The sequence below is a fragment of the Microbispora sp. H10830 genome, assembly GCF_014161375.1.
Classification (GTDB): domain Bacteria; phylum Actinomycetota; class Actinomycetes; order Streptosporangiales; family Streptosporangiaceae; genus Microbispora; species Microbispora catharanthi.
Genome location: NZ_JABBWX010000027.1, coordinates 39,404 through 64,811 on the forward strand (window position 1 = coordinate 39,404; position 25,408 = coordinate 64,811).

Sequence of the window (25,408 nt, forward strand, 5' to 3'; positions counted from 1 at the left end):
CGGGCCGACCCGGCCCGACGGGGTCAGCAGGCGACGTCGGCGGGCGGGAGCGTCCCGGTGGTGAGGAAGGCGTCGACCTGGCCGTTGAGGCAGGCGTTGCCGAAGGCGGGGTACGGCGCGTGGGTGTGCGCGTCGATGGTGACCAGGCGCGAGCCCCGGATGGCTGCCGCCACGGCGCGGCTGTTGGCCACCGGCGCCGCCACGTCCCGCAGCGCGGCGGTCACCAGGACTCCGGGCGCCCGGTCGGCCGGCAGCCGCACCGGCTCGTCCTTGATCCGGGGCCAGAAGGCGCACGGCGTGATGTTGGCGTTGGCCGGGCCGAACAGCGGATACCGTGCGCTGTAGGAGGCGAGATCACGCTGGTAGTCGCGGGGGTCACGCGGCCAGGGACCGTCCCCGCACCGGTAGGCCATGTTGGTCGCCGTGTGGTTGTCGGCCGGGACGCCGGGCACCCCCGCGGGCGGTAGCGGGCGGACGGGGAACGGCACGTAGGGCTCCCGCCCGGCGGCGATGTCGGCGAACGCCGCAGCGACCAGCCCGAAGGAGCGCTCGTCGTAGATGCCCGCCACGAGCAGCGTCCCCAGTTCGCCCGACGTCCAGGCGTGACCCGCGACGACGACCGGGGCCGTCGCGGCGCGCCGGATCAGCCCCGCGACGGCGTCGGTGACCTCCCGCGCCGTGCCGCCGAGGCCGTACACGGCGTTTCGCTCGGCCGTCCAGGCGGCGAAGGCGCCCGTCCCGGCCTCGAACGCCGGGGTGCGGTCCAGTTCGTACGGCCGCCACGCGTTGTCCGGGTTGACCGGACTGTCCAGCACGAACCTGTCCACCCTGCCCGGGAACAAGGCGGCATAGACCGCCCCGAGCATCCCCGCGTACGATCCGCCGAGGTAGGAGATCTTCTCCTCGCCGAGCGCGGCCCGGATGACGTCCATGTCCCTGGCGGCGTTCGCCGTGGTGGCGTACGGCAGGGCCCACCCGGCGGCGCGCACGCAGTCGCGGGCGTACGCGCGGGCCTCGGCCGCGTCGGCCGGGAAGCTTCCGGGGGTGGCGGTGCGGACCCAGTAGCCGCCGGGCTCCTCCACCTCCTGGCCGCAGCCGATGGGCGTGCTCCGCTCGACGAATCGGATGTCGAAGCCGATCAGGTCGTAGCGCGCCCGCACCTCGGGGGACAGCAGGGGTGCCAGGCTCGACGGCAGCGGCACGCCCGGCCCGCCGGGGCCGCCTCCGGTGGTGAGCAGCACGCCGCGGCGCCGGGCCGGGTCGGTCGCGGGCAGCCGCGAGATCGCGATCGTGATCGTCCGGCCGCGGGGACGGCGGTGGTCAAGCGGCACGGTGACCTCGGCGCAGCGCAGGGCGGGATCGTCGACCCCCGCGCAGTCGCCCCAGCGCAGATCCCGCGTCGGATGCCGGCGCGGATCCCGCTGTGGGTCCTGCTGTGGGTCCTGCAGGGGATTCTGCTGCGGATTCCGGCCCGAGGAGAGGCCCGCCACGCCCGCCGCCGGCGCCGGGAGCGCCGGCGAGAGCAGCACGATCGATGCCGCGACGGCCGCGATCCGCGCCGCGCCTGCCCAGTACGTCATGCCGCACACACTGATCAACGGGAGCCGCGCGCGCCAACGGTCCGGCCCTGCGTGCCGTCCGGCGGGGAGTGCGCGCTGCTCCGGGGCACGGCCCCCGTGCCCGCGCGTGAAACTTTCCCAGCGTTCCCTCGCTTGACAGGGCCCGCCGCCGCTCCGGCACAGTGGCCGGACGGGCTTTCCCGGCCACGGGTGTGTCCGGATCAGGGGGCCGGCTTCGACGTCCTTGGTGAAGCGGTGCCGAAGATGCCCGCCGGAGAGGAACGAACCGTGAAGTACATGATCATGCTGTACGGCTCGCAGCGGGACTACGACGTCCTGGCGGGACGGCCGGGCCACGGACCCGCCTGGTCGGCCGAGGACGCCGCGGCCATGCACGCGTTCATGACGGAGTGGAACGACGACCTGGTGAAGTCGGGGGAGTTCGTCGACGCCCAGGGCCTGACCGCCCCCGTCCACGCCCGCAGGATCCGGCTGCGTGAGGGAGTCCCCGTCGTCACCGACGGCCCGTACGCCGAGAGCGAGGAGGTCCTGGCGGGCTACACGATCGTCGAGTGCGACAGCTTCGACCGGGCGACGCAGATCGCCGCGCGCCTGGCGCACACCCCGCATCCCGAGGACGCGGCTCTGACGCACGAGTGGTACGTGGACGTGCGTCCGATCGCCGAGTCGCAGGCCGAGCTGGAGCTGTGACGACGCGTCGCTGCGAGGCCGAGGACCTGCTGCGCGGCCTGGCGCCGCGGGTCCTCGGCGCGGTCGTGCGACGGTATGGCCACTTCGACACCGCGGAGGACGCCGTGCAGGAGGCGCTGCTCGCTGCCGCCGTCCGCTGGCCGGAGGACGGCCTGCCGGACAACCCGCTGGGCTGGCTCGTCACCGTCGCCGCCCGCAGGCTCACCGACCTGCTGCGCGCCGAGCAGGCCCGGCGCGAACGGGAGGACGCCGCCGGCAGGCGGGCGCTTCCCGAGTGGCGGCTCGCGCCCGGCGCGGACGCGTCCACGTCTGGGCCCGACGACACGCTGATCCTGCTGTTCATGTGCTGCCATCCCGCGCTGTCGCCCGCCTCGCAGATCGCCCTCACCCTCCGCGCGGTCGGCGGCCTGACCACCGCGCAGATCGCCCGGGCGTTCCTGGTGCCGGAGGCGACCATGACCCGCCGCATCACCCGGGCCAAGCAACGCATCAGGGACAGCGGCCTCCCGTTCGGCATGCCTGCGCGAGCCGACCACGACGCGCGCCTCAGCGCCGTCCTCCACGTGCTCTACCTGGTCTTCACCGAGGGGTACGCCGGGGAGGCCGGGCTTCGCCGGGAGGATCTGACCGCCGAGGCGATCCGGCTGGCCCGCATCGTCCACCGGCTGCTGCCGGACGACGGCGAGGCGGCCGGGTTGCTCGCGCTCATGCTGCTCACCGACGCACGCCGCGCCGCGCGCAGCACCCCGGACGGCACGCCGATTCCGATGGCCGAGCAGGACCGGACCCTGTGGGACGCCGCCCGCATCGCCGAGGGCGTGGCGCTGGTCGACGCGGCCCTGGCGCGGGGTGCGCCCGGGCCCTATCAGGTCCAGGCGGCGATCGCCACCCTGCACGACGAGGCGCCGAGCGCGGACACGACCGACTGGCCGCAGATCGCCGCGCTGTACGAGGTGCTGGCGGGGATGTCGGACAACCCCGTGACTCTGCTGAACCGCGCGGTCGCGGTGGCGATGAGCCGGGGCCCGCGGGCGGGGCTGGCCCTGCTCGACGGGCTGGAGGGCGACGAACGGCTGGCCCGCGACCACCGCCTGCCCGCGGTGCGCGCGCACCTGCTGGAGATGGCCGGACAGCGGGCGGCGGCACGCGAGGCCTACCTGGCGGCGGCCCGGCGGGCGGCGAGCCTGCCGCGCCGGCGCTACCTCAACGCCCGCGCCGCCCACCTGGGTGACGACGCCTGACGAGCCGGCCGGAGTCCCGGCGACACCGTCTCACGGCCGGATCGCGGTCAGCTCCTGCCGCTGTGTGACCCATGCCACACCCAGTTCCTGTCAGCAATCGGGGCGACGTCCCGCTCAACTCACCGAGAGCGATCAGACCGACAGGAGCGTCACATGAAGCACCGCATCGTCGTCCTCGGCGCCGGCTATGCCGGGGCCTACGTGGCCGGGACACTGGCCCGCCGGCTGTCCCCGGCGAACACCGAGATCACCGTGGTCAACGCCGTGCCGGACTTCGTCCAGCGAATGCGGCTGCATCAGCTGGCGGCCGGCCAGGACATCGAGGCTCCGAAGCTCGCCGACGTCTTCGCGGGCACGGGGATACGGCTGCGCGTGGCCCGCGTCACCGCCGTCGACCCCGAGCGCCAGGTCGTCGCCGTGGCCGACGCCGCCGGCGGCGTCGGCGAACTCGGCTACGACACGCTTTTGTACGCGCTCGGCAGCCACGGTGCCGACCACACTGTCCCCGGCGCGGCCGAGCATGCCTTCGACGTCGCCGCCAGGCCCTCGGCACTGAGCCTGCGCGAGGGCCTGGACAGCCTGGGCAGGCGGGGCGAAGGCGGGCGTGTGGTGGTCGTCGGCGACGGATTGACCGGCATCGAGACCGCCACCGAGATCGCCGAATCCCGGCCCGGCCTGTCGGTCGCGCTGGTCGCGCGCGGCGAGCTGGGTGCCCGGCTCTCCGCCGGGGCCCGCAGTCACCTGCGCCGTGCCTGCGACCGGCTGGGCATCAGCGTCCTGGAGCACACCAGCGTCGAAGCCGTCGAAGCGACGCGGGTGCTGTGCGCCGACGGCACCGCCCTGACGTCCGACGCAACCGTGTGGACGGCCGGGTTCGCGGTCAACCCCATCGCCGCCGCCGGCGGGCTGGAGGTCACCGAGAACGGTCAGATCGTCGTCGATCGCATCATGCGGTCGGTCTCGCACCCGAACATCTACGCCGTCGGTGACAGCGCCTACGCCATCGGCGACAACGGCCGGCCGCTGCCGATGTCCTGCGCTTCGGCCGGCTACACCGGCCGGCAGGCTGTCGAGGCGATCGTGGGAGGCCTGACCGGCCGCAAGATCGCGAACACCAAGCTGGTCTACACGTACAACCACATCAGCCTCGGGCGGCGGGACGGGATCCTGCAGATGGTCGACGACGAAGGGCGAGCAAAGCCGACGTACATGGGCGGCCGGAAGCCCGCGCGGATCAAGGCGGGCATCCTCAAGATGTCGCTGTGGGCCACCTTGCACCCGACCTTCGGCATGCCCAGGCGCAAGCACCGCCTGGCCGCCGCGCCGAACGCGACCGCCGCAGAGACCGCCGCACAGCCGGTCACGCACGCGACGATCTGACCCCTCGCGCCCGCCGGCGCAGGGCGTGCCATCGATCGGGGCCGTGACGAACGCGCCTACGCGGGCACGGCCCGTGATTCACTTCTGAAGGGTGGTCCGCGTGGACAGCACCGCCACTGATCGCTTCGGCACCAGCCGGTTCGAGGCCGGCCGGAGCCGGCTGGCCTCACTGGCCTACCGGCTGCTGGGCTCCGCCGCCGACGCCGAGGACGCCGTGCAGGACGCGTTCCTGCACTGGCAGGCCGCGGACCGGCAACGGATCAAGGTGCCGGAAGCATGGCTGGCCAAGGTCGTCACCAACCTGTGCCTCGACCGGCTCCGCTCGGCGCGAGCCCGCCGCGAACGCACCGCCGGCGCCTGGCTGCCCGAACCGCTCCTCGACGGCGACCCGATGCTCGGCCCGGCCGACTCGTTCGAGCAGCGCGAATCGGTCTCCCTGGCCGTGCTGACGCTCATGGAGCGCCTGTCGCCCTTCGAGCGGGCCGTCTACGTTCTGCGCGAAGCGTTCTCCCACAGCCATGCCGAGATCGCAGAGATCCTCGACATCACCGAGTTCGCGAGCCAGCAGCACCTCCACCGAGCCCGGCGCCGCATCACCGCCGCGCGCCGCGGCGGCGAAGTCGACCCGGCATCCGCCCGCAGGGTCGTCGAGGAATTCCTCGCCGCCGCATCCTCGGGCCGCACCGAACGGCTGGTGGCGCTGCTCACCGACGACGCGACCGCGATCTCCGACGGCGCCGGCCTGGCCGAGAAGCTGCTGCGGTACGACACTCCGCAGCACATCGCCGCCGTCGTGCGGGCCGGCTTCAAACCCACACCCGCCAAGCGGCGATTCGCCGGCGGCACGCCCGCCGTCCACTACGCGCTCGTCAATAGCGCCCCCGCCATTCTCTTCGTGATCGGCGACCAGGTCATCGGCGCCGTGACGTTCGACATCGCGGGCGGCAAGATCGCGACCGTGCGCGGCATCGCCGCCCCCACCCGCCTCGTCCGCCTCACCGAAGCCTGGCGGCAGCACGGACCGGACAGGCCGCTCATCAGCCAGTGGTGACCCGACGCCGACCGCAACCAGGCGCAGCGCCCGCATTTCCTACCGCTCCCGCGGCGCCGCCCGCACCGGATGCCCGCCTTCGTCGCCGAGGCTCCGCCGCTTCAGGGACGGGGACGCGTCATCCGGGGGGAGTGAAGCGGGACAGGTCGTAGATGCCGAGCGCCTTCTCGATGTCGGCGACCTGGTCGACCACCCCTTCGAAGCCGCGCGGCCCGAAACGCCGGTGCTCTTCGTCTTCGAAGACCTCGGCCAGGCGGAGGAACTCCTTGGCGGGCACGACCCCACGGAAGGCGGGGAACACCACCGTGTCCTCCCGCGCCTCGTGCGGCTCGTACATGCGGACGAACGCCGCCATGTCGGCGACCAGGGTGTGGGCGGCCCTGGCACCCCTGGCATGCCGGGTGGCGGTGAGGATGCGCTCGGTCAGCTCGCGTCCTCGGCGGTGCTGCAGCAGCAGGACCGAGACGGTGCCGGTGAGCCTGCCGGCCTCGCGCAGCCGGGGGAAGACGTACTTCTCCTCCAGGTGCTCGTGGTAGTCCTCGATGAAGCCGCGGATGATGCGGGCGGCGGCGTTCAGCGGCTGCGTGGGTGCCCGCTCGCCGCCCTCGATCCGCCGGATGCCTTCCCGGTAGACGAGCAGGAGACGCTTCAGCACGCCGTGCTCGCGCATGAGGTCCTCGGGCGGAGTCACCTCCGCCTCCTGTTCAGGGGCTCGCGGCGCGGCCGCCGCCGCGGGGGCCGTGACGGTCGCCGCCCCCGCGAGGGCGGCGGCGGACAGGCCAAGCAGGTCGCGGCGGCGCACCGCCGGTGAATCACGATCGTCCACGCCGTCTCCGTTCTCGCCCGGTCGTCGGGCGCCGCCCGCGTGCTCGTACGCGATCGGAGACTCCCCCGCACGGCCGGACGCCACGCGGCGGCGCGGGTAAACGCTTCGCCTGGCGATCCGTGTGACGCGACCAGCCTGGCCGGCCGAGATCAGGACCGATCGGCGGGCTCGAACAGTTCGACGAGATTGCCGGCGGGGTCGGGGAGCAGGATCTGCCGGCCGCCGGGGCCGGTGACCACCTCGCCGTGGAACGACAGGCCCGCGGCGTGCAGCCGGCCGATCTCGGCGTCCAGGTCGTCGACGACCAGTTGGATGCGGTTGCGGCCCGCGCCGCCGGCCTCGGCGGGTGTGGCGCGGGCGCCGGAGCTGGCGGGTCCGGACAGCAGCAGCCGCAGCGGCCCGCGTACCACGTCGGCGAAGGCGGGTGCGGCGCTGCTGTTCAGGGTGAAGCCGAGATGGGCGGTGTAGAAGCCGACGGCCGCCCGGACGTCGTCGACGAGGTAGCGGACGCAGGCGTAGTGGCCGGTCGCCGTCATGAGTGAGCCTCCGGAGTCTGAGCCAGGACGGGCAGTAGGTAACGGATGCGCGTGTCGATGTCCGCCGCCGCTCGGCCGAGCGCGGCATGGACGTCCTGCTCCGACCGGCCCGCCGCGGCCGGATCGGGGGTGCTCCAGTGGATCCGCCGCGCGTGGTCGCCGAACTCGGGGCAGGCTTCGCGGACCTTGTCGCACAGGGTGATGACGTAATCGAACCGGCGCCCGCGCAGCGTGTCCAGATGGCGGGGCCGCCGGTCGGCGATGTCGATGCCGTACTGCTCACGCAGCACGCGTACGGCGTGCGGGTGCACCCGTGCCGCGGGCCGGCTGCCGGCGCTGGTCACGGTCACGCGACCGGCGGTGTGATGGCGCAGCAGAGCCTCGGCGATCGGTGAGCGGGCGCTGTTTCCCGTGCAGGCGAACAGCACCGAGAGACGGGGCCACCGCGGCGGAGGCGCCGGCGGCTCGGGGACGCCGCGCAGTGCGGGATGCAGGGCGGCCCCGGCGCCTGCCAGGGCCTGGGCGCAGTCGTCCAGGTTGAGCCGGTAGTAGCTGTCGCGGCCGTCGCGGCTGCTGCGTGTGGCGGTGACCAGGCCGCCGTCGCGCAGCAGCCGCAGGTGGTAGGAGACCAGATTCTGCGGCGCCCCGACCAGCGTCATCAGCTCGCGGACCCGCAGGTCGCCCGCCGCGAGCTCGGTCAACAGCCGCCAGCGCAGCGTGTGGGCGGCCAGGCGCACGAACGCCGGAAGGGCTTGCTCGGACGACGCCATGACCCGGACAATACATCAAACCCATTTGATGGAACACTGCCGAAGAGGCGGGCTCCGGGGCCACGGCCTCGTGGCGTATCCGGAACGGGCGCCGGGCTCGCGGTGGTGAGCGCGGCGGCGTGAAGTGGAGGAGTGATCGTGGGGGAGAACGTCGCGGTGCGGCACCGCCTGTGGCCCTGAGACGGAACGTCCGGCCGGTCCGCACCCGCAGGCCGGGAAGTACGGTGATCGATGTCACTGGAGGTGGCGTGGCCATGGGCACACCGGCCCGCGCTGGGCAGGGACCGCTGGAGCGCCGGCTGGGCCTGTCCGACGCCGTGGTCATCGGGCTGGGTTCGATGATCGGCGCGGGGATCTTCGCCGCCCTGTCGCCGGCGGCGCGGGCGGCCGGGTCCGGACTGCTGCTCGGGCTGGCGGCGGCCGCGGTGGTCGCCTACTGCAACGCGACCTCATCGGCCCGGCTGGCCGCGCGCTACCCCGCCTCCGGCGGCACCTACGTCTACGGGCGGGAGCGGCTGGGGGACTTCTGGGGCTACCTGGCGGGGTGGGCGTTCGTGGTCGGCAAGATCGCCTCGTGTGCGGCGATGGCGCTGACCGTCGGCTCCTATGTGTGGCCGGAGCAGGCCCACGCGGTGGCGGCGGCGGCCGTGGTGGCGCTGACCGCGGTCAACTACGCGGGGATCCACAAGAGCGCCTGGCTCACCCGGTTCATTGTCGGGGTGGTCCTCGCGGTCCTGGCCGCAGTGGTGGTCGCGGGCCTGACCTCCGGCGCCGCGGACCCGGGCCGGCTGGACGTCGGAGCCGACGCCACCGCCGGCGGGGTGTTGCAGGCGGCGGGCCTGCTGTTCTTCGCCTTCGCCGGTTACGCCCGCATCGCCACCCTCGGCGAGGAGGTGCGCGACCCGGCGCGGACCATCCCCCGCGCGATTCCGCTCGCGCTCGGGCTCACCCTGGTCGTCTACGCGGCGGTCGCGGTGTCCGCGCTCGCCGTGCTGGGCGGCGCGGCCCTGGGCGACGCGGCCGCACCCCTGGCCGCCGTCGTGCGGGAGGCCGGGCAGCCCGGCCTGGCCCCGGTCGTACGGGCAGGCGCCGCGCTCGCCGCGACCGGCTCGCTGCTCGCGCTGATCCTCGGGGTGTCCCGCACCACGCTCGCCATGGCACGCGACCGGCACCTGCCGCACGCGCTCGCCGCCGTCCACCCGCGCTTCGCGGTGCCCCACCGCGCCGAGCTGGCCGTCGGCGCGGTCGTGGCGATCCTGGCCGCGACGGCGGACCTGCGCGGCGCGATCGGATTCTCCTCCTTCGGCGTGCTGGTCTACTACGCCATCGCCAATGCCGGCGCGTGGACCCTCGGCCGCGATGAGGGACGGCCGCCGCGTGCCGTGCCCGCCGTCGGCCTGGCCGGGTGCCTGATCCTGGCCTTCGCCCTGCCGCTGTCCTCGGTGGTCTCCGGTGCCGCCGTGCTGGCGGCAGGCGCCGCCGTCTACGCCCTGCGCCGGGCCGTCACCTGACGAGCGGCACTTGAGACTCGCAGGCGCTTATCATGAGCGGATGCGACCCGAAGCCTCAAGTCCGGTGAGCCACAGGTGAGTCACAGGGCGCTGCGCCCGGTCGATCTGGCGCGGGAGGCAGGGGTCTCCACCCAGCAGATCCGCAACTACGCCGACGCGGGAATCCTCCCGCCTGCCGAGCGGACGGCCGCCGGCTACCGCAGGTTCGACACGCGGCACCGCGAGGCCCTGCTCGCGTACCGGGCGCTGGCCAAGGGGTACGGGTGGGAGGCCGCCCGTACGATCATGCTGGCCGTGCACGACGGCGACCTGACGGGCGCGCTCGCCCTCGTGGACGCCTGCCACGCCGCGCTGCACCAGCAGCGGCTCGCCCTGCGGGCGACGGGGGAGGCGCTCGAAGCGGTGGCCGGGCAGGATCCCGGCGGCCCGGCCGCGCCGCGGTCCGCCCTGCGCATCGGGGAGGTGGCCGCCCTCCTCGGCGTACGCACCTCGGCGTTGCGGGTGTGGGAGGCCGCCGGGCTGCTGACGCCGCAGCGCGAGCCCGGCACCGGCTACCGGTGGTACGGCCCGGCCGAGGTGCGCGACGCCCGCATGATCCACATGCTGCGGCAGGGACGGTATCCGCTGGCGCGGATCGGAGACGTGCTCGACGGCCTGCGCCGCACCGGCAGCACCGAGGCGCTGCGCGACGCCCTCGCCGAACGCGGCGCCGCCCTCGCCTCCACGGCCGTCGCCATGCTGGAAGGATCGGCGCGCCTGCACGAGTACGTCACCGGCGCCGCCGGGCGCTGAGACACCTATCCTGTGATCCTTACGACCGCTTAACATCTACGTACCTAAAGTGCTAGGAATCTAGATGAATAGAGGTTGTAATGATCGAGTTCTACCTGGACGGCCGGTCCGGCGTCTCGCCGTACCTGCAGCTCGTCCAGCAGGTGCGGCACGCGCTGCGGCTGGGCCTGCTGCGTGAAGGCGATCAGCTTCCGACCGTCAAGGACGTGGTGGCGCAGCTGGCGATCAACCCGAACACTGTGCTCAAGGCCTACCGGGAACTCGAGCACGAGGGCCTGGTGGCGGCCCGGCCGGGGGTCGGGACGTTCGTGACCAGGACGCTGGCCGACGCCTCACTGGCCGCGCACGGCCGGCTGCGGCAGGACCTGCGCCGATGGCTGACCAAGGCCCGCCTGGCCGGCCTCGACGACGAGAGCATCGAGGCGCTGTTCATGACCACCTTCCGGACCGCCGCTCAGGAGGACATCGCGTGAGCGCCGTCCTGCAGGCCCGGGACCTGGGCAAGAAGTACGGCAAGCGATGGGCGCTGCGCGAGTGCACCGTCGACATCCCGGCCGGCCACGTCGTCGGGCTGGTGGGCCCCAACGGCGCCGGCAAGACCACCCTGCTCAAGCTGGCGGCCGGCCAGCTGACGCCGACCTCGGGCACCGTCGCCGTGCTCGGCGGCCGTCCCACGGGAGACCCGGCGCAGCTGGCCAGGATCGGATTCGTCGCCCAGGACACCCCCGTCTACGCGGGCCTGAGCGTCGCCGACCATCTGCGGCTGGGTGCCCGGCTCAACCCCGGCTGGGACGCCGCGCTCGCGCGAGAACGCGTCGAACGGCTCGGCCTCGATCCCCGGCACCGGGCGGGGAAGCTGTCGGGCGGGCAGCGCGCCCAGCTCGCCCTCACCCTGGGCCTGGCCAAACGGCCCGAGCTGCTGATCTTGGACGAGCCGGTCGCCGCGCTCGACCCGCTGGCCCGCCGCGAGTTCCTGCAGGGCCTGATGGAGGCCGTCGCCGAGCACGAGCTCAGCGTGGTGCTCTCCTCCCACCTGGTCTCCGACCTGGAACGGACCTGCGACTACCTGATCGTGCTGGTCGGCTCGCGCGTGCAGCTCGCGGGGCAGGTGGACGACCTGCTGGCCACCCACCACCGGCTCACCGGCCCGCGCCGCGACCCCGACCGGCTCCCGGCCGGTCAGCACGTCGTCTCCGCCAGCCACACCGACCGGCAGAGCACGTTCGTCATCCGCACCGAGGACACGATCCACGACCCCGCCTGGACCGTCAGCCGGCTCACCCTGGAAGACCTCGTCCTGGCCTACATGGAAGGGCCGGCTCCCGCCCAGGGGCGACCGGTCCTGGAGGTGCAGCGATGATCTGGCTGACCTGGCGCCAGTTCCGCGTCGCGGCCGCGACGACGGCCGCCGCGCTCGTCGTGCTCGCCGTCGCCCTGGCACTGACCGGGCCGGAACTGGCCTCCGACTACTCCGCCGGCATCACCGCCTGCACCCGGGACGGCGGCTGCGCGCACTTCTTCGCCCGGTTCTTCGACGACTATGAGGCCCCCTTCCAGGCCGCCACCGTCGTCGTGCTGGTTCTTCCTGCCCTGATCGGTCTCTTCTGGGGCGCGCCGCTGATCACCCGGGAGCTGGAGGCCGGCACGCATCTGCTGGTGTGGAACCAGAGCATCACCCGCACCCGCTGGCTGGCCGTCAAGCTCACGGTCACCGGCCTGGCCGCCGCGACGGCCGCCGGGCTGTGCAGTCTCGCGGTGACCTGGTGGTCCGCCCCCCTCGACAAGTCCGCCGCGCCGGGCTTCACGCTCATGGATCCCCTGGTGTTCGGCGCGCGCGCCATCGTCCCCATGGCCTATGCGGCGTTCGCGTTCGTGCTCGGCGTGACCGCGGGGCTGATCGTCAGGCGCACCCTGCCCGCCATGGCCCTCACCCTGGCCGTCTTCGCGGCGGTTCAGATCGCCATGCCGTTGACGGTCCGGCCCCACCTCCTCCCTCCGGTCAGCTCATCCTTCAAGCTCACCCCGGAGAACGTGGACTCGTTCAACAAGTCCAGCGACGAAGCGTTTCCGCAAGTGATCCTGAATAAGGCGATACCCGGTAACACGGGCGCCTGGGTGCTGTCCAGCCGCCTCACCGATCCGTCCGGACACGTGGTCGGCGGCGACGGCGCCCCCGTCACCGTTCGCGTGTCCATGACGTCAGGACCGTGCGCGCCGTCCCAGCAGGCCCAGGATCCGGCACAGGGCTTCGACGCCTGCATCGCCGAGATCAACCGGCTGGGCTACCGGCAGGAGGCGATCTACCAGCCGTTCGAGCGCTTCTGGCCGCTCCAGTGGATCGAGACCGGGATCTACGTCCTCGTCACCGCCGGCCTCGCCGGTCTCTGTTTCCGGTGGATCCGCAGGCGCCTGTCATGACCGCCAAGTCCATGACGGCCGGGCTCGTGCTCCTCCTGGCGGTCGCCTGCACCGCGACGCCGCCGCGCACCCAGCCCGCCGCGACGGCCGCCGGCGGATCGTCCGTCTGCGCCGAGCCCCAGGGGAATCCCCCACCGGAGACGCCCACCACGATCGACGTCGTCGAGCAGGCGTACTTCTGCATCCTCGCCAACTACTACGGCAGGGCCACGCTGGACGCCCGCTCACTGCTGATCGCGGGATTCGCCGCCTTCACCCGGGAGCTCAACCGCGGCGGGCGGGACCTGCCCGAGGCGACGATGCCGGCGTTGACCGGTGACCGTCACGCAGACTGGGCCGCGTTCGAGGCGGCCTACCGGCGCGTCACCAGCCGGCTGCCGGACGACGCCGGCCTCCAGGGGAAGCTCGCCGCCGCCACCCTGCAGGCCATCGTGGCCGGTCTGGGTGACGACCACGCCCGCTGGACGCACGGCGGCAAGCGGCCGCCGGACTTCTACGACGGCGACCAGTACGGCCTGGGCCTGCGCGCCAACGTCGGCCCCCAGGTGAGGATCGACCCCGGAACCGCCCTGCCCCCGCTGTTCGTCACCGGCGTCCTGGGCGGACCGGCGAAGGACGCGGGGCTGCGCCCCGGCGACGTCATCGAATCCGTCAACGGATCGGCGCCCTTCGTCGACGGAGAGGTCACCCCGGCCGCCGTCGCCGCGCTGTACCCGCAATATCCGGAGGCCAGAGCGGTTCGGCTCCACATCCTGCGGCAGAAAACCGGCCGGCGCCGGACCGTGACGCTGAAGCCGGGGCTGTACCAGCCCGATCCGGCCACCCTGCAAGTGGTGACGACGAAGCTGCTGCGAGACGGCATCGCCTACGTACGGCTGAGCGGGTTCGTGCCCGACGCCGCGAACCGGGTCTTCCGGGCGATCTCCAGGCTGGGTGCGAGCCGCACGCTCACCGGCCTCGTGCTCGACCTGCGTGGCAACGGCGGCGGCAGCCCCGGCGAGGCGATCCGGCTGCTGAGCGGGTTCGCCCACGGTAAGGTCACGGCCTACCAGTGCGCGGCGGACGGCACGTGCGACCCCATGCGGACCGACGACAGCGTCGCGCTGCTCGGCCTGCCACTGGTGGTGCTCACCGACCGCGGCTGCGCCTCGGCCTGCGAGCACTTCAGCTCCGCCGTCAAGGACCTGCGTCTCGGCCGGCTGGTCGGAACGCGAACCGCGGGCGGCGTCTCGGGCCCGGCGCGGCCGTACCTCCTCGGCGACAACACCACCCTGGCGTTCCCGTCGACGCATCACCTGGCGCCCAGCCGTGAGGTGATCGACCGGGTCGGCGTGGCACCCGACCACTACGTGCCGCTGACCCCGCAGGACGCCGCCGCAGGGCGCGACCCCGCCCTCGACGAGGCCCTGAACCTGCTGCACAAGTGACCGGCGCGCACGTGAGCACGTGCCGCATGAAAGGACGGACCGCTTCATGAGTCATGCCGTCAAGGACCTGGCGGTCGCCGGGCTGGTCGTCCTCGCCGCGGCCGCCTGCGCCGCGCCGGCCCCGCCCAGGTCCGTCGCCGCCGCGACCTCCCCGTCGGCCGCACCCACCGGCGCCGCGGCCCTGCCCGCGCCCACCGGCCCCCATCCGGTCGGCGCGACCACCCTGTATCTGAAGGACACCTCCCGCCCCGACCCGTGGGTGCCCGAAGTGAAGGCCAGGGAGCTCATGGTCACCCTGTGGTATCCGGCCCAGGCGGGGGAGGGACCGCGGGCCTCCTACATGACCGCCAAGGAGTCCGAGCTCACGCTGAAGGGCAAGAAGGTGACCGGCGTGCCGTACGACGTGCTGAGCCGCACCCGCACCAACGCCCTCAAGGACGCGAAACCGGCCGGGCGCGAAGGCGGCCTGCCCCTGGTGGTGCTGTCGCCGGGGTTCACCATGCCCCGCAGCACGCTCACGGCCCTGGCCGAGGAACTGGCCAGCAGGGGGTATGTGGTGGCCGGCGTCGACCACACCTACGAGAACTACGCGACGACCTTCCCGGACGGGCGGGTCGCCGAATGCGTCGCGTGCGACAGCGACACCGACCCCGGCTTCGGCACGAAGGTGGCCGGGGTCCGCGCGGCCGACGTCTCCTTCGTGCTCGACCAGCTGACCGGACCGGACGCGAAGTGGGAGGGATCCTCCCTGATCGACCCATCCGAGATCGCGATGGCCGGCCAGTCGATCGGCGGTGCCGGCGCCGTGGCGGCCATGCTGAAGGACTCCCGGGTGCGCGCCGGGATCGACATGGACGGCACCACCTACGCCCGGATCCCGAAGCGCGGGCTGACGCGGCCGTTCCTGTTCATGGGTTCGGCCGCACACCAGCCCGAGGGCCGCGACAACTCCTGGGACCGCGACTGGAAGCTTCTGACCGGCTGGAAGCGCTGGCTCGTCCTGCCCGGAGCCGACCACCAGTCCTTCACCGATGTGCCGCTCCTGGTGGGCGCTCTCGGCATCGCCGTCCCGGGCGACCTGTCCGCGGCCCGCTCCACGGAGATCACCCGCACGTACGTCCGCGCGTTCCTCGACCGGCACCTGCGTCACAAGCCGCAATCCCTGCTGGACGAGCCGTCTCCGCGCTACCCCGAGGTGCGGTTCTGCACCCCGGGCACCGCGGCCTGCCGGTAGCGCGGCGCCCCCGGCCTACAAGGCCCACCAGTGCGCGGCCAGGCAGTCTAGGGTGGGCCGCGGCGGCGCGGGCAGCCGGGTCAGATACCAGGCGAGGCTGCTGTAGCGGTGCAGCAGGGCGTAGGCCAGCAGCCTCCTGCTCAGCTCCTCGCCCAGGTCGCACTCGCGGTAGCCGTACGCGAGGAGCAGACGGCGCAGGATCTCCGGCTCTCCGCAGGAGAAGAACAGCCCCACCGAGGCGAACTCGTACTCCCGCGCGCCCCGCATCGCCGGTTCGAAGTCGAACAGGCCCGCCGGCCGCCAGCCGTCGCCGTCCCGCTCCACCCTCAGGTGCTCGCGCATCACCTCCGTGTGCAGCAGCACGGGCGCGGACGGCGGGAGCTCGACGCTGTCGAGGAAGCCCGGGATCTGCGCCAGCCATACCTCGTCCAGCCCGTCGGCCCGGTGGTGGGCCACGCACTCCTGCCGCCGCGTACGGATGAAGCCGTCCCAGTCGGGCGGGCCCACGACCGCGTCGACGGCGGGGGAGGAGACGGAGTGGAGCGCCGCCAGCGTCTCGCCAACGACGGCGGCGAGCTCTATCCTGTCGTCTCGCGGGATGTGCGGCCAGGCCCCGGCGAGGCTCTCGCCGCGCAGGCGAGTCATCAGGATGTAGCTCCACCCCTCGAGATGCTCCGCCCCCATAACTCGCGGTGTCGGGATCGGCAGGCGTCCCTCGACGGCCCGCAGGACGGTCAGCTCCGTGTCGTATTCCTCAGGCAGGTAGACCTCGGGGTAGAGCTTGAGCACATGCCGGTCGCCCACCGCGTAGACCGGCAGCGACCCGTCGGCGAAGCGCTCGACGCGTTCGCCGCCGAGCCCGAGATGTTCCAGCAGGGCCGACACGGCCGGGCCGAGACGGGACTCGTCCCGCCGGACGGCCATGAACTGCTCCTGGGTCTCGGCCTGAGGCAGCCGCACGTCGGATAGCACGGCCCCGACGATAGACGGGGGCGCCCGAAGCCGATCAACTGGTTTTCCCGCGGCGACCGCCCCTGCGCGGCCTGCTGCACGTCGAGGAGCAGTCCCTCGTGTCCTCGGCTGAGCTCACGGCCTCCGCCGGAACGGGGCGAGCGTGGCCCGCACGAGGTCGGCGGCGCCCCAGTCGGGGTCGAACTGGGCGATCACGGCCAGGTGCTGGCGCAGCTGGAGGATCGGCATGCGTTCACGCCAGCCGCGGTCGAGCCCGGTCAGCTCGGCGTACAGCTCGAAGAACACGTGCGCCTCGGGCGGCGGCGCCGTCGTCCAGAGGTGTGCCAGGTCGACCTCGGCCCACGTGTACGACACGGCCGGGTCGATCAGCGCGGGCCGTCCGTCGGGGGTGGCCATGACGTTCAGCGCCCACAGGTCGCCGTGCGTCAGGCACGCGGGCCTGACCGGCAGCAGCTCGGGCAGCCGATCGCACAGCCGCTCCAGCGCCGCCCGGTCCGCGGTGTCGAGCGCCTCCTGGACGCGACGCTCGCCGAGCCAGCGCAGCAGACGGTGCTGGGCGAAGAACTCGAACCCGTCGTCATCCCAGGCGTTGACCTGCCGGCGACGGCCCAGCCAGTTGTCCCGGTGCCACCCGAATCGGGGGTGCCGCGTGGTGGTGTGCAGGTGGGCGAGCACATGCGCGAACCGCTCCCAGAAGGCCCCGGTGCCCGGCCGGGGCTGCAGTACGGTCAGCACGAGCAGGTCGCGGTCCGCGAGGATGATCTCGGGCGTGGCGACGCCGCCCGCCTCGCGCAGCGCGGTGAGCCCTTCGGCCTCCGCGGCGAAGGCGTCGTCCGACGGCGGCTCGCCGAACGCCTTGACGAACACCGACGTGCCGTCACCGCGGCGCGCGAGCCCGGCGGTCGCGGCGAGGCCCCCAGTGGCCGGCTCGACCGCGACGACGTCGGTCAGGCCGGCCGCATGCAGGCGTTCCAGCAGGAAGGACGTCGCGTCTGTCACGGGTATGCTCCTCTACTACTCCCCGAGGGCCTGGACAAGGGCACCCCGAGCCGATCAGCCGGTTTTGCGTCTCCGTGGGCGCTCAGTGAGCGGGGCTCGGCCGGGTTCCGATCACGGCGGTCGCGTCCAGTTCCTCGTCGTGTGTCAGGCGGGCGGCGAGCCCGGCGCGGGCGACAGCCTCGGCGGTCTCCTCCGCCTGGCTCTCGCTCGTCTCCACGAGCAGATGGCCGCCCGGCGCGAGCCAGAGGTCCGCCCCGGCGACGACCCGCCGTACGACGTCGAGCCCGTCGGGGCCGCCGTCGAGCGCGACCTGCGGCTCGTGTTCGCGCGCCTCCGGCGGCAACAGCCCGATCGCGCCGGTGGGCACGTACGGCGGGCTGGCGACGAGGACGTCCACCCGGCCCCGCAGCGCGGCCGGCAGGGCCGCGTACAGGTTGCCCTCGTACACCCTGCCGCCCGCCTGGGCGAGGTTGCGGCGGGCACAGCGCACGGCGGCGGGGTCGACGTCCACGGCGTGCAACTCCACCGGCCCCGCGGCGGCGGCCAGCGCCGCGCCCATCGCACCCGAGCCGCAGCACAGGTCGACGACGACGGCGCCCGGCCGGGCGAGTGCGGCGGCCTGGCGGACCAGGAACCGGGTGCGCGGCCGGGGCACGAAGACCCCCGGATCGACGGCCAGCCGAAGGCCGCAGAACTCGGCCCACCCGATGACGTGTTCCAGGGGCAGGCCGCGGGCGCGCCGGTCCACCATGTCGTCGAGCTCGGCGGGCGTACGTGCGGCGGAGGCCAGCAGACGGGCCTCGTCCTCGGCGAACACGCATCCGGCGGCCCGCAGCCGGGCCACGATCGAGGGAAGAGCGGGGGAGAAGGACAGTGACAAGGGAGAGCCTTTCGGAGTGCCGAGGGCGCTCCCGCGGTCGTCTGTCTCTACGCGACCGTACGCATGGGGAGAAGGGAGCACCCGACGTGTTCAGCGGTAATGGGGCTCACCTCCTCGTGTCGTCGCCGCCGTGATCGGCACCTTACACCAGGCCGTAGGCGCGCCCCTCACACGGCCTGGCCCACAGGAGCGAGGTCCAGAAGAGCGAGGTCCAGCGCGCGCAGGCGCGCGGGGTCGGCCACCACGTCGATCTCGGTGATCCGCTCGCCCTCGACCGCCAGGGCGAGGGCGAGCAGCAGCCGGCCGCGCGGCGCCACCACGACGCCCACGGCCCCGTTGACGAGCGCCGGTTCGGCGAACCGGGCCCGTCGGCCGAGGACGACGGTCTCCCGCGCGACCGCCCCCGCACCGCGCACCACCGCCGGCACACCCGGCGGCAACGCGGCCGGATCGGCCCGGCGCACCACTCCGGGCGCCAGCACCGCCATCAGCCCGTCCATGTCGCCCTCGCGTGAGGCGGTGAGGAAGGCGTCCACGACGCGCCGGTGCCGCACGGCCTCCGCGCCGGTGGTCTCCGGCCTGCCCCGCAGCCGGTGACGTGCCCGGCTGGCGAGCTTCTTGGCGGTGGCCGGCGACCGCCCCACGATGGGACCGATCTGGTCGAACGGCACGGCGAAGACGTCGTGGAGCACGAACGCGACCCGTTCGGCGGGAGTCAGCGTGTCCAGCACGACGAGCAGCGCCCGGCCCACGGAGTCGGCCAGCACGGCCTCCTGCTCGGGGTCGCCCGCGCCGTTCCCCACTGCGCCGTTCCACACCGTGCTGTCCACTGCCTGGTCGTCCCGCGCCTGGTCGTAAGGCCGCGGCGCGGCCTCCTCCCGGCGGGCGGCCCGGGCGCGCAGCATGTCGAGGGACACGCGGGAGACGACCGTGGTCAGCCATCCGCCCAGGTTGGCGACCCCGCCGACGTCGGAGCGGCTCAGCCGCAGCCAGGTCTCCTGGACGGCGTCGTCGGCCTCGCCCCCGGTGCCGAGCATGCGGTGGGCGACCGCGCGCAGATGAGGACGGTGCGTCTCGAACAGTTCCGCCAGCCCGTCGTGCTCGCCCATCGGTCACCTTTCCCCCGCGTGCCTCGTCACCACCATGACGTACACGAGGCAGGAGAGGTGACAGGTGACGTCATTGCTGCATGTCGATTCCAGTGCGAGCCTCGCGGGCGATTCGGTCACCCGGCGGCTGACGGCGTCGTTCGCCGACGTCTGGTGCCGGCGGAACGGCACGATCGGGTACCGCTACCGGGATCTGGCAGCCGACCCCGTGCCGCTGGTGTCCCACGCCTACACGACGCTCGGCCGCCGGGTGGAGCGGCACGGGGTCGTCCCGCTCGCGCGGGTGGCCGCGATGGCCACCGGCCCGGCCGAGGAACGCGAATGGGCGCTGACGCTGCCGCTGATCAGGGAACTGCTGGCGGCGGACACCGTGCTGGTCGGCGTCCCGATGTACAACTTCACGGTGCCCGCTGCGCTCAAGGCGTGGATCGACCGGGTGACGTTCCCGGGGGCGTATGTCGATTCCGCCACGGAGAGCAGCCGCCTGCGCGGCACGAGGGTGGTCGTGGTCACCGCCAGGGGCGGCGCCTACGGTCCCGGCACCCCGCGGGAGGGCTTCGACTTCCAGACGCCCTACCTGCGGACGTACTTCCGCGAACTCGGGGTGGCCGAGGAGAACCTGCACGTCGTGCAGGCCGAGATGACCCGCGCCGGGGACGTCCCGGCGCTGGCCCGCTTCCGGGAGCTGGGCGACAGGTCACTCGCCGAGGCGTACGCCGCGGTGAGCGCGCTGGCCGGGGAAGGGGAGGGTGATCGGGCGTTTCCGCAGGCTCTCGGCTCGCGACCGTGACGTCGTCTACTCGCGGCGGAGGGGCGGGCGGCGGGCCCAGGTAGCCCAGCGCCACAGCCACTCCAGCGGGCCCTGCCGGTAGCGGCGCAGCCAGAGGGTGGACCACACCCACTGGACGGCGAGGATGACGCCGGCGATCAGGGGCACGGCCGGGGCCGGCCAGGTGTCCGGCGGGCCGTCGAGGGCGCGGCCCGCCGCCAGCACGAGGACCGTCGCGGACAGATAGTTGGTCAGCGCCATCCGCCCGAGCGGCGCGAACACGGCCCGCAGCACCGGCCGCAGCGGGGTCCTGAGCACAAGCAGCAGGGCGCAGACGTACACCCCGGCGATCAGCAGTCCGGCCCCGGCCAGGGAGACGCTGAAGCCGCGGTCGGCCGAGTCGAACCGGGTCTGGAGCCACAGCACGGGCGCCGCGGTGGCGGCCAGGACCAGCCCGAGCGTGGCCGGCACACGCGCCGACCGCTCCAGCCGGTCGATCACGCCGTACCGGACCAGTGCCGAGCCCAGCAGGAACAGCCCGGCGATCAGGGCGAAGCGGTCGCCTCCGATGAGCAGCGACAGCGCGATGAACGCGGGAGCGAGGGCGGCGACGGCCAGGCGGGGCAGCCAGGTCGAGGGCAGCAGCACCAGCAGGCCGATGACGGCGTAGGTGCTCAGGATGTCGCCGTGCCACAGCAGCACGAAGTGCGCCACGCCGAGCGCGAGCAGCGCCAGGAGCCGGCGCAGCAGGACCACGCGCGGGCGGGCGGTGCGGGCGGCCGCGGAGTCCAGCAGCAGCGAGAACCCGACGCCGAAGAGCAGGGAGAAGATCGGGAAGAAACGCTGCTCGACGAGCAGGCCCAGCCAGGCGGCCTCACTTCCCCCGGGGGTGGACGGCGCGACGAACGCGCCGGTCGCGGCGATCGGCTGGACGTTGGCGAGCAGGATCCCGCACAAGGCGAACCCGCGTACGACGTCGAGCGCGGCGATGCGCGGGCGGCCCGCCGAGGTGGTGGCGTGGCCGGGCTCGCCGGGCCGGAGGCGCACGGCGGGGGAGGTGGCGTTCTCAGGATGCATGGGGCCTCATCCTGCGGGCGGCGGCCCCCTGTCGTTATCGGCCGGAAGCATGGTTCGCGCCGCCCGCGACCGTACTTCCGGCCGGTTCCGGAGGCCGGACCCAGCGTGGCGTCCTCGGGTACGGCCAGGCCGGCGGCGCGCCCCGACGCCCCTCGTCCCGCTGGGGCGGGCCGCCCGGCACGTCACCGGGCGCCGACAAGGCGCTCCCGGCCGTCGCGACGATCCGAGTGGCGCGAAACGCGATCAGTTCTGGCCGGCTTGCCGCGCCGTCTGCTCCAGCCGGTTCCGGTAGCTCTCCCACCACTCCTGATCGCCGGAGGGCAGGTTGAGGTTGCCGTCCCGCATCCCGGCCTCCCCGTCGATGAGCTCCCTGACGATGTCGGCGTGGCCGGCGTGCCGGTTGGTCTCGGCGATCACGTGCACCAGGATCTGGTGCAGCGTCACCTCGCTCCGCTCGTCCGGCCACCACCGCACGCGGCCGGTCGCGTCGAGCGCCAGCGCGGCGATCGTGCTGTCCGCGTGCTGCCATACCCGGCGGTACAGCCCGACGATGTCGTCGCGCGACTCGTCCGCTGTGGCCCACATGTCCGCGTTGTCCTCGGCGTCGTCCTCCATCCACGGCAGCGGTTCGCCGAACGGCCGCCCGAAGGTCTCCCCGAAGTAGCCCGCCTCCACCCCCGCGAGGTGTTTGACGAGTCCCAGGAGGTTGGTGCCGGTGGGGGTCAGCGGGCGGCGGATCTCATACTCGGAGAGCCCGTCGAGCTTCCACAGCAGAGCGTCGCGGGCGGCTTGCAAATAGCGGTGCAGATCATTCTTCGGTTCCCATGCGATCATCCACGCAGTCTTTCAGCCCGCGCCGGCAGCACGCATCGGCGTTTCTCCGGCACGGGCGTCGAGCCGCGCGACGGTGGGAGCGATCGTCGGCATGGCCCAGCCGGGGCCCAGCCGGGGCGCGGCCGGGAGGCGGTGGTCCTCCTGCAACGCGGAACGCCCCGCCCCCGGCGGGTGCCGGGGACGGGGCGTGGCGGAGCCGGGGTCAGCAGACGATGAATATGCTCTTCCAGCCGACCGGAGTCCTCTGCTCCGCGTTCCTGTCGGCGGCGAGCGTGAAGTGGGCCACGCCCTGCGCGTCGGGCTGGTTGTACATCCGGCCGCTCTGGCCGTCGCCGTACCAGCGGTACGACCCGTGGAAGGGGATGTTGGACACGCCGCAGCGGTCGATGACCACCGACCTGCCGCTGAAGCCGGGTCCCTCATAGGCGACGTACTGGGAGGCGTAGGCGGCGCCGGCGCTGATCGCGATTGTCGCGGCCGTCAGGGCGGGGACGAGGACGAACCTTTTCATGACGCTCCTTGGGCGGGCCGAACTTCTACTCTTAGTAATCGAATGATAACGGAGAGTGTCCGGCCCGTCACCTAGTGCGCATGGGGAGCTCAGGTGATGGTCAGCGTCGTCACCCCCGTCGCTCCGGTGAAGCCCGTGGTGAGGCACTTCAGCAGTCCCGGCTGGGGGAGGGTGACGACCTGCACCGCGGACCGGCCGGTGAACGGTCCCGCGGTGACGGTGCCGGTGAACGTGGTGACGACCTGCCCGGCGACGGCGGTGCTGCTGCCGGTGCCCTCGATGACGCTGGCCTGCCCGGTGTTCCAGGTGACGGTCCGCGCGCTCTGGAAACCGTCGAGCAGGTCGTTGCAGCCGGCGTGGATGGTGAAGCGCTCGTCGTAGGACCCGCTCGTCACGTCGCCTCCGCCGAGGCACGAGGTGAACCGGCCGGTGGTCGTGATCTCGAAGTCGCGGGGCTGGAAGACCACTCCCGGGTCGTAGGCGTCGGACTCGGTCCCCTGGCACTGCACGAGCGCGAGCGGCCGTGCCTGGGCCGGGCTCGCCGCCGCGGCCGCCGGCCCGGCCACGGCGAGGGCGGCCACGGCGGCCAGGACGAGCGAAGGCATCCGGAATCTCTCGTTGGTCATGGCGTCTCTCCTCGTGTCGATGCCGATAGACCTGGCTCCGGGCGGAGCCGGCGGGCGCGTTTCCATGTGCGAATTCCTCCATTGGGTGACGATGGCGACAGGGTGCGAACGCCCCCGAATCGGTTCTGGCCTTTCACTCGCCCGGAAGGAAAAAGGAGCGACTTTCTCGGAAATTTCCGGATCGCTCCCTAGATAAAATGACGCGCCTTTCTCTGGCTGTCAACGACCTTCTCGATAACCTCGTTTTACCAGCACATATCGTCATATGTTGGACGTTGGGGCAGTGAGGATAATAAGGAAGGCGAAGGGAAAGCGGCGCTCGCGAATGATGACCGGAAAGGAGCCGTCCGGCTACTTCCGGCGATAGGAGCGCGACCCCCGAGTGTGAATCCACGTTCTCGCGTCGTACCGGCACAGGCGCGGCCGGAAAGCTCATACCGCCACGCTCGCGGCCATTGCTCATTGCGAGCGAATGGGGCCCGACCCCAGAGAGCGGGCCCCGCCTCTCTGTGCGGAGCCACGACGATCACCTGCCGCTCACGTCTCCTCGAGGGTGGCCAGGTGATCCGTGACGCAGGTGATCCGTGACGTCGTCGGCGAAGCGGGCCGGCAGGCGGCCGAGGTCCTTGCGATCGGCCTTCGAGGAGGCTGAGTGCGGAAATTAGCGGTAGCGACCCACTGCTTCTTCGCTTCGTGATAGCCCCGGAACTCCTACAGCTTCGGCCAGCCGCCACTTTGTTGGTCAGTGGGTACGGCGGCGGGGTGCCAGGACCTCGATGACCTTGGCGATGGCCTCAGCACCAGGCTTGACGTAGCGCATGGCGGTGCGCGGGTTCTTGTGGCGGGTCTTGCCCATGATGAGTTGCAGCGGTGCTTCGGCCTCGCCGAGGTGGGTGGCGGCGGAGTGGCGCAGCTGGTGGAGGTCGAGGCCGGCGTACTTCTCCAGCAGGACGCGGGCGCGGTCGTAGCCGAGGCGGGCGCGGCCGGTGTGCGGGCAGATGTCGGCGGCGGCGGGCCGCCGAGGTCTGGCACCAGATGAGCCAGGAGGTGACGGCAGCGCGCTGCCCGCGTGGTCGCTGTCCGACGGCCGGGTGGAAGGGCTGGACCCGGGGACCGGTGCGACGCGGTGGAGGTGGCGGCCGCCCGCCGGATGCGGTGCGCCCGGCCTCTCGGGGGCGGACGGCACGCAGGTGGTCGTGCTCGAGACCTGCGAGGGGCTGACCACGCTGCTCGCCCTCGACCCCGGCACCGGCCGGTCGCGCTGGGGCAGGAGCCTGCCGGAGAGCCGTGACTTCCGCCTGTCGGCGGGCGCCGTGACGGTCGCGCACGAGGATCGGATGACGATCCTCGACCCTGCCACCGGCCGCGACGCCGCTCAGCTGGAGGAATGCGCCCCGTCGTGCCCTTGGCCGGTGTCGGCCGGGGGATGGACCGTCGTCGCGGGCACGGCCGCCAGGGCGCAGGTGCTCACCGGCCTGCGGGCCGGTCGCGGGGAGGCCGCATGAAGGTACGCGGAGGCGGGGCCACGCGAGGGCCGGGCGGTGCGTTACGCCACGATGCACGCGGACGGCCGTCCCGCGGGCGAGGTGACCGGGCTCGGGGACGAGGACGGCGGCATCTCGGCCTGCTCGCCGGACAGCGTGGCCACCAACTCGCCGCGATCCGCATCACGGACTGAGAATCGTCCGGCTCGCGGGGTTCAGGCTGTCGTCATAGCGCCGCTGGGCCGCGATGACCTCGGGCGTGTGCGCCGAAATCCAGCGGACCAGCTGGCCGAACGGGCGGGACAGGCCATGGCCCAGCTCGGTCAGCTCATAGCTGACCTGCGGCGGAGTGGTCGGCTCCACAGTGCGCTCCACCAGCCCGTCGCGGACCAGGGTCCGCAGCTTGGCGGAGAGCATCTTCTCACTGATGCCCTCGATGCGCTCGCGCAGTTCGAAGAAGCGCATCGGCCCAGGCGTCAAGGCGGCCAGGATCAGCGGCACCCACCGTCCGGTGACATGTTCCATCACCTCCCGCCCGGGACAGCCGCTGTGAAACGTGTCACTGATCCACCGGGCGTCGCTCTCGTCCACCTGCTCACCTACCGCTGTCCCATGGGCTTACGTTGGGGTACGTACTTACAATGAGTAAGCCCAAAACCTAGCGTCTCTCGTGTCTTCGTACTACGAGCCA

The 25,408-nt window shown here is 72.9% G+C and carries 27 protein-coding genes; 13 read left to right on the forward strand and 14 right to left on the reverse strand.

Features of this window, described 5'->3' with window-relative positions:
• Positions 1 to 23: 23 nt before the first annotated feature.
• Positions 24 to 1,580, reverse strand: coding sequence for an alpha/beta fold hydrolase (locus HHX35_RS39995; RefSeq protein WP_182903804.1), 1,557 nt, complete (start codon positions 1,578 to 1,580; stop codon positions 24 to 26).
• Between the two features lie 276 nt (positions 1,581 to 1,856).
• Between HHX35_RS39995 and HHX35_RS40000 the strand changes: the two genes are divergently transcribed.
• The 4 genes from HHX35_RS40000 to HHX35_RS40015 all read left to right on the forward strand — a co-directional run bounded on the left by HHX35_RS40000 (position 1,857) and on the right by HHX35_RS40015 (position 5,942).
• Positions 1,857 to 2,270 carry a YciI family protein gene (locus HHX35_RS40000; RefSeq protein ID WP_259405842.1) on the forward strand — a complete coding sequence of 138 codons (414 nt, stop codon included), beginning with the start codon at positions 1,857 to 1,859 and terminating at the stop codon, positions 2,268 to 2,270.
• A complete protein-coding gene (locus HHX35_RS40005) occupies positions 2,267 to 3,511 on the forward strand; it encodes an RNA polymerase sigma factor (protein ID WP_182903806.1) in 1,245 nt (414 codons plus the stop codon). The genes HHX35_RS40000 and HHX35_RS40005 overlap by 4 nt, the downstream gene beginning before the upstream one ends.
• A 153-nt stretch (positions 3,512 to 3,664) precedes the next feature.
• A complete protein-coding gene (locus HHX35_RS40010; protein ID WP_182903807.1) occupies positions 3,665 to 4,891 on the forward strand; it encodes an NAD(P)/FAD-dependent oxidoreductase in 1,227 nt (408 codons plus the stop codon).
• Between the two features lie 100 nt (positions 4,892 to 4,991).
• Complete coding sequence (locus tag HHX35_RS40015; protein ID WP_182903808.1) at positions 4,992 to 5,942, forward strand: sigma-70 family RNA polymerase sigma factor; 951 nt, start codon at positions 4,992 to 4,994, stop codon at positions 5,940 to 5,942.
• A 118-nt stretch (positions 5,943 to 6,060) separates the two neighbouring features.
• On the opposite strand, the gene HHX35_RS40020 is transcribed toward HHX35_RS40015, so the two are convergent.
• From HHX35_RS40020 to HHX35_RS40030, 3 genes are all read right to left on the reverse strand, one after another.
• Positions 6,061 to 6,768 carry a hemerythrin domain-containing protein gene (locus tag HHX35_RS40020; protein WP_182903809.1) on the reverse strand — a complete coding sequence of 236 codons (708 nt, stop codon included), beginning with the start codon at positions 6,766 to 6,768 and terminating at the stop codon, positions 6,061 to 6,063.
• A gap of 149 nt (positions 6,769 to 6,917) precedes the next feature.
• Positions 6,918 to 7,304 (reverse strand): VOC family protein, encoded by a 387-nt coding sequence (locus tag HHX35_RS40025; protein ID WP_182903810.1) that lies wholly within the window; start codon positions 7,302 to 7,304, stop codon positions 6,918 to 6,920.
• Positions 7,301 to 8,074, reverse strand: coding sequence for an ArsR family transcriptional regulator (locus tag HHX35_RS40030; protein WP_182903811.1), 774 nt, complete (start codon positions 8,072 to 8,074; stop codon positions 7,301 to 7,303). The genes HHX35_RS40025 and HHX35_RS40030 overlap by 4 nt, the downstream gene beginning before the upstream one ends.
• Positions 8,075 to 8,328: 254 nt before the next feature.
• Here HHX35_RS40030 and HHX35_RS40035 point away from each other — a divergent pair, with 254 nt between their 5' ends.
• The 7 genes from HHX35_RS40035 to HHX35_RS40065 all read left to right on the forward strand — a co-directional run bounded on the left by HHX35_RS40035 (position 8,329) and on the right by HHX35_RS40065 (position 15,456).
• Positions 8,329 to 9,585: an APC family permease gene (locus HHX35_RS40035; RefSeq protein WP_182903812.1), complete on the forward strand. Its 1,257-nt coding sequence runs from the start codon at positions 8,329 to 8,331 to the stop codon at positions 9,583 to 9,585.
• Between the two features lie 75 nt (positions 9,586 to 9,660).
• Positions 9,661 to 10,377, forward strand: a complete 717-nt coding sequence (locus tag HHX35_RS40040) for a MerR family transcriptional regulator (protein ID WP_182903813.1) — start codon at positions 9,661 to 9,663, stop codon at positions 10,375 to 10,377.
• A gap of 80 nt (positions 10,378 to 10,457) precedes the next feature.
• A complete protein-coding gene (locus HHX35_RS40045; RefSeq protein ID WP_182903814.1) occupies positions 10,458 to 10,850 on the forward strand; it encodes a GntR family transcriptional regulator in 393 nt (130 codons plus the stop codon).
• Positions 10,847 to 11,737, forward strand: coding sequence for an ABC transporter ATP-binding protein (locus HHX35_RS40050; RefSeq protein WP_182903815.1), 891 nt, complete (start codon positions 10,847 to 10,849; stop codon positions 11,735 to 11,737). The genes HHX35_RS40045 and HHX35_RS40050 overlap by 4 nt, the downstream gene beginning before the upstream one ends.
• Positions 11,734 to 12,795, forward strand: a complete 1,062-nt coding sequence (locus tag HHX35_RS40055) for an ABC transporter permease (protein ID WP_182903816.1) — start codon at positions 11,734 to 11,736, stop codon at positions 12,793 to 12,795. Before HHX35_RS40050 ends, HHX35_RS40055 begins: the two co-directional genes overlap by 4 nt.
• Positions 12,792 to 14,222, forward strand: a complete 1,431-nt coding sequence (locus HHX35_RS40060; protein WP_182903817.1) for a S41 family peptidase — start codon at positions 12,792 to 12,794, stop codon at positions 14,220 to 14,222. The genes HHX35_RS40055 and HHX35_RS40060 overlap by 4 nt, the downstream gene beginning before the upstream one ends.
• A 46-nt stretch (positions 14,223 to 14,268) precedes the next feature.
• Positions 14,269 to 15,456: an alpha/beta hydrolase gene (locus tag HHX35_RS40065; RefSeq protein WP_182903818.1), complete on the forward strand. Its 1,188-nt coding sequence runs from the start codon at positions 14,269 to 14,271 to the stop codon at positions 15,454 to 15,456.
• Positions 15,457 to 15,471: 15 nt separating this feature from the next.
• Here the strand turns inward: HHX35_RS40065 and HHX35_RS40070 are convergent, their stop codons facing one another.
• The 4 genes from HHX35_RS40070 to HHX35_RS40085 form a co-directional block, all read right to left on the reverse strand.
• Positions 15,472 to 16,428: a phosphotransferase family protein gene (locus tag HHX35_RS40070; protein ID WP_220506435.1), complete on the reverse strand. Its 957-nt coding sequence runs from the start codon at positions 16,426 to 16,428 to the stop codon at positions 15,472 to 15,474.
• Between the two features lie 114 nt (positions 16,429 to 16,542).
• A complete protein-coding gene (locus tag HHX35_RS40075) occupies positions 16,543 to 17,427 on the reverse strand; it encodes a fructosamine kinase family protein (protein WP_182903819.1) in 885 nt (294 codons plus the stop codon).
• Positions 17,428 to 17,509: 82 nt separating this feature from the next.
• Positions 17,510 to 18,307 (reverse strand): putative protein N(5)-glutamine methyltransferase, encoded by a 798-nt coding sequence (locus HHX35_RS40080; RefSeq protein WP_220506436.1) that lies wholly within the window; start codon positions 18,305 to 18,307, stop codon positions 17,510 to 17,512.
• A gap of 167 nt (positions 18,308 to 18,474) precedes the next feature.
• Positions 18,475 to 19,416 carry a sigma-70 family RNA polymerase sigma factor gene (locus tag HHX35_RS40085; RefSeq protein WP_182903820.1) on the reverse strand — a complete coding sequence of 314 codons (942 nt, stop codon included), beginning with the start codon at positions 19,414 to 19,416 and terminating at the stop codon, positions 18,475 to 18,477.
• 64 nt (positions 19,417 to 19,480) lie between these two features.
• Between HHX35_RS40085 and HHX35_RS40090 the strand changes: the two genes are divergently transcribed.
• Positions 19,481 to 20,206 (forward strand): NAD(P)H-dependent oxidoreductase, encoded by a 726-nt coding sequence (locus tag HHX35_RS40090; protein ID WP_182903821.1) that lies wholly within the window; start codon positions 19,481 to 19,483, stop codon positions 20,204 to 20,206.
• Positions 20,207 to 20,212: 6 nt separating this feature from the next.
• Here HHX35_RS40090 and HHX35_RS40095 read toward each other — a convergent pair whose 3' ends face one another.
• From HHX35_RS40095 to HHX35_RS44970, 5 genes are all read right to left on the reverse strand, one after another.
• On the reverse strand, positions 20,213 to 21,262 hold the full coding sequence (locus tag HHX35_RS40095; RefSeq protein WP_182903822.1) for a DUF418 domain-containing protein: 1,050 nt from the start codon (positions 21,260 to 21,262) through the stop codon (positions 20,213 to 20,215).
• 243 nt (positions 21,263 to 21,505) lie between these two features.
• Entirely contained in the window at positions 21,506 to 22,096 is a 591-nt protein-coding gene (locus tag HHX35_RS40100) for a DinB family protein (protein WP_182903823.1), read from the reverse strand.
• Positions 22,097 to 22,298: 202 nt separating this feature from the next.
• Positions 22,299 to 22,607: a MiAMP1 family antimicrobial peptide gene (locus HHX35_RS40105; RefSeq protein WP_076441895.1), complete on the reverse strand. Its 309-nt coding sequence runs from the start codon at positions 22,605 to 22,607 to the stop codon at positions 22,299 to 22,301.
• An 89-nt stretch (positions 22,608 to 22,696) separates the two neighbouring features.
• Positions 22,697 to 23,233, reverse strand: coding sequence for a hypothetical protein (locus tag HHX35_RS40110; protein WP_182903824.1), 537 nt, complete (start codon positions 23,231 to 23,233; stop codon positions 22,697 to 22,699).
• Positions 23,234 to 23,975: 742 nt separating this feature from the next.
• Complete coding sequence (locus HHX35_RS44970) at positions 23,976 to 24,419, reverse strand: tyrosine-type recombinase/integrase (protein WP_310739632.1); 444 nt, start codon at positions 24,417 to 24,419, stop codon at positions 23,976 to 23,978.
• Here HHX35_RS44970 and HHX35_RS40120 point away from each other — a divergent pair.
• Entirely contained in the window at positions 24,325 to 24,738 is a 414-nt protein-coding gene (locus tag HHX35_RS40120; protein ID WP_182903825.1) for a hypothetical protein, read from the forward strand. The genes HHX35_RS44970 and HHX35_RS40120 overlap by 95 nt on opposite strands.
• 162 nt (positions 24,739 to 24,900) lie before the next feature.
• Here the strand turns inward: HHX35_RS40120 and HHX35_RS40125 are convergent, their stop codons facing one another.
• Complete coding sequence (locus HHX35_RS40125; RefSeq protein WP_310739633.1) at positions 24,901 to 25,308, reverse strand: helix-turn-helix domain-containing protein; 408 nt, start codon at positions 25,306 to 25,308, stop codon at positions 24,901 to 24,903.
• Positions 25,309 to 25,408: the final 100 nt, after the last annotated feature.

Bases quoted from the DNA above. Each gene is read 5' to 3' on its own strand.
- HHX35_RS40000 (WP_259405842.1), top strand. From the start codon at position 1,857: ATGATCATGCTGTACGGCTCGCAGCGGGACTACGACGTCCTGGCGGGA.
- HHX35_RS40010 (WP_182903807.1), top strand. From the start codon at position 3,665: ATGAAGCACCGCATCGTCGTCCTCGGCGCCGGCTATGCCGGGGCCTAC.
- HHX35_RS40095 (WP_182903822.1), bottom strand. From the start codon at position 21,262: ATGCATCCTGAGAACGCCACCTCCCCCGCCGTGCGCCTCCGGCCCGGC.
- HHX35_RS39995 (WP_182903804.1), bottom strand. From the start codon at position 1,580: ATGACGTACTGGGCAGGCGCGGCGCGGATCGCGGCCGTCGCGGCATCG.
- HHX35_RS40085 (WP_182903820.1), bottom strand. From the start codon at position 19,416: ATGGGCGAGCACGACGGGCTGGCGGAACTGTTCGAGACGCACCGTCCT.
- HHX35_RS40030 (WP_182903811.1), bottom strand. From the start codon at position 8,074: ATGGCGTCGTCCGAGCAAGCCCTTCCGGCGTTCGTGCGCCTGGCCGCC.
- HHX35_RS40055 (WP_182903816.1), top strand. From the start codon at position 11,734: ATGATCTGGCTGACCTGGCGCCAGTTCCGCGTCGCGGCCGCGACGACG.
- HHX35_RS40035 (WP_182903812.1), top strand. From the start codon at position 8,329: ATGGGCACACCGGCCCGCGCTGGGCAGGGACCGCTGGAGCGCCGGCTG.
- HHX35_RS40100 (WP_182903823.1), bottom strand. From the start codon at position 22,096: ATGATCGCATGGGAACCGAAGAATGATCTGCACCGCTATTTGCAAGCC.
- HHX35_RS40065 (WP_182903818.1), top strand. From the start codon at position 14,269: ATGAGTCATGCCGTCAAGGACCTGGCGGTCGCCGGGCTGGTCGTCCTC.
- HHX35_RS40110 (WP_182903824.1), bottom strand. From the start codon at position 23,233: ATGACCAACGAGAGATTCCGGATGCCTTCGCTCGTCCTGGCCGCCGTG.
- HHX35_RS40105 (WP_076441895.1), bottom strand. From the start codon at position 22,607: ATGAAAAGGTTCGTCCTCGTCCCCGCCCTGACGGCCGCGACAATCGCG.
- HHX35_RS40060 (WP_182903817.1), top strand. From the start codon at position 12,792: ATGACCGCCAAGTCCATGACGGCCGGGCTCGTGCTCCTCCTGGCGGTC.
- HHX35_RS40045 (WP_182903814.1), top strand. From the start codon at position 10,458: ATGATCGAGTTCTACCTGGACGGCCGGTCCGGCGTCTCGCCGTACCTG.
- HHX35_RS40025 (WP_182903810.1), bottom strand. From the start codon at position 7,304: ATGACGGCGACCGGCCACTACGCCTGCGTCCGCTACCTCGTCGACGAC.